Below are 2372 nucleotides of genomic sequence, written 5' to 3' on the forward strand. Positions count from 1 at the left end.
CAAGAGCTTATAAAGCTAGGTGCGGATATACATAAAAAAGATGAATACAAGCTATCCGCTATGTCTTATGCGATAGAAAATAATGCTACCAATACTGTTAAACTATTACTCGATAATGGAATTAAATTTAATGAGATCAATATAGTACAAGGGTATATAGGATGCCCTTGGTATTCCAAAGATACAGAAATTATAGTTGATAATAATAAAATAGATGTAAAATTTACTGGATGCATAAAGGGAGAATCCTCAAAAGACCCTATTTATCCATTAAACTATGCAATATATAGTAATTTGATAGAAATTGCCGATATGATGCTACAAAGAGGTATGAAACCGAAAGCATATGAAGGTCCTTTGTATTATTTAAGTGAGAACGGCGTTTCGTTTAAACAAAAGGAAATATTTAAAAAATCTATTTATACTTTTCTTCCGCGGGATATGATGTATAAAGATAAATTAGAATTATTAATAAAATATAATATAGATGGTTTACCGAGTCAAGATGATATTGTTACGGCTTATAGAAATTGTTTGGATAGTTTAGTTGGATCTATAAAAAAGAAGGAGTCTTACATAAACCATATGAATGATTACTGCTATGGAGAAAAGATTTTAGAATCATATGATTGGGCTCTTCGAGGCAGATGGGAAGTTAAAAATAACGAAGAAAAAGAAAAAGGAACGGATGGGTACTGGAAAGAAAAAGATTTTATAAAATTTTTCGGCTATATGCCAAATGATAAAAAATGTACTAAGCTAGAACCGGATATTAAAATATTAAATTTCTATAATATGAAAATAGATAGATATAAAGCTCTTTGCGGCAATGGGCTGAGCGATGAAGAGATTTTGCAAAAAAGCAGCCTAAAAGATAAAAATAGTACCGAGGCATTCGATATTGAGACATTTTTTAAATATTTAAATTTTGAGGAAATGCTAGAGGAAGCGAAAGTGAAAATTCTACATGACGGCGAGAAAATAGATATAAAAGATTATGCCGAAATTCTAAGACAAGAAGCGGCTAAAAAACTAGATAGTAATCAATAAATTTGAAAGAGTAAAACTATATAGCATCAGAAATTAAGTAATATAGTGGGCAAAGCTTTTCTAAATTCTCATTAAAATTCCTCCCCGCTAGGACGTAAAGCCTTAAATTAATCCAAATTTCACTATAATTAATCACTTAAATTTTAAAGGTCGCAAATGCTAAGCTTAGACGAAATTCGAAAAAATATCATCCTAAAACAGGGCGTGCACTATTTTGATTTCGCGGCTTCGGGACTTGCTTACGAGCCCGTAGAGCGCGAGATAGGCGAAATTTTAAAAACCTACGCCAACACACACTCCGATAGTAGCTCTAGCGCCATCATCACGCAGCGGCGCTACGAGGGCGCGCGAGAGAGTCTAAAAAAGCTACTAGGGCTTGACGAGCGGTTTTATCTCATCGCCTGCGGGCAGGGCGCGACGGCCTCGATCAAGAAATTTCAGGAGCTACTTGGCATCTACCTACCGCCTGCGACCAGAAATGTGATCGGCGAGGCGAATTTACGCGCTGTGCAGCTTCCGCTCGTGCTCGTTTCGCCATACGAACACCACTCAAACGAGCTTAGCTTCCGCGAGGGGCTTTGCGACTACCTGCGCGTGCCGCTTAGCGAGTCCGGCGAGATCGATCTGCTAGCACTCGAGCACATATTAAAGCTAAATGCCGGACGCCGCATCATCGGCTCGTTTAGCGCCGCCTCAAACGTCACAGGCGTCGTTAGCGACTATAAAAAGATCAGCGAGCTAATCAGGGCCGCGGGCGGCATCGTGGCCTTTGACTGCGCGGCGCTGAGCTCGCACGCAAATTTAGACTGCGATCATTTCGACGCGATTTTCCTCTCGCCGCATAAGCTATTAGGAGGGCCTGCTAGCTGCGGGCTTTTGGCGATCAAAAAGGAGCTGCTTAGCGGTGACATGCCGACATTTGCCGCGGGCGGAACGGTCGCCTACGCTAACCGCGAGGGGCACGTGTTTTTGAAAAATCCCGAGCAGCTAGAGGAGGGCGGTACGCCGCCTATCATCGGGCTTATGCGGGCAAATTTGGCTTATGCGCTGCGAAACGAGGTGGGCTTCGAGCAAATAAAAAGCGCCGAGGACGAGCTCGCGCGGCTTTTTGAGAGCGAGCTAGCAGGCATTGACGAGATCATAAATTACGCTCCAAAGGGCGCGCCGCGGCTGCCGATATTTTCCTTTAACGTGCGCGGTGTCTCGGCGTATGATTTTGCCGCGAGCCTTAGCAACGATTTCGGTATCCAGACGCGCGCGGGCGTGATGTGCGCGGGGCCGTACGCTCACGATCTGCTGGGTATCAAGGAGGGGCGCATGCC

Annotated in this window: 2 protein-coding genes; both read left to right on the forward strand. The window is 43.0% G+C overall.

The genetic code is table 11. The features are described 5' to 3' along the window. Positions 1-1050: ankyrin repeat domain-containing protein (locus Q0614_RS00575; RefSeq protein WP_298785768.1), on the forward strand; the 1050-nt coding region annotated here is incomplete at its 5' end. A gap of 156 nt (positions 1051-1206) precedes the next feature. Beyond that, a partial coding sequence (locus tag Q0614_RS00580) for an aminotransferase class V-fold PLP-dependent enzyme (RefSeq protein WP_298785770.1) occupies positions 1207-2372 on the forward strand: 1166 nt, incomplete at its 3' end.

Source organism: uncultured Campylobacter sp. (assembly GCF_937997595.1).
In the GTDB taxonomy this organism is placed as follows: domain Bacteria; phylum Campylobacterota; class Campylobacteria; order Campylobacterales; family Campylobacteraceae; genus Campylobacter_B.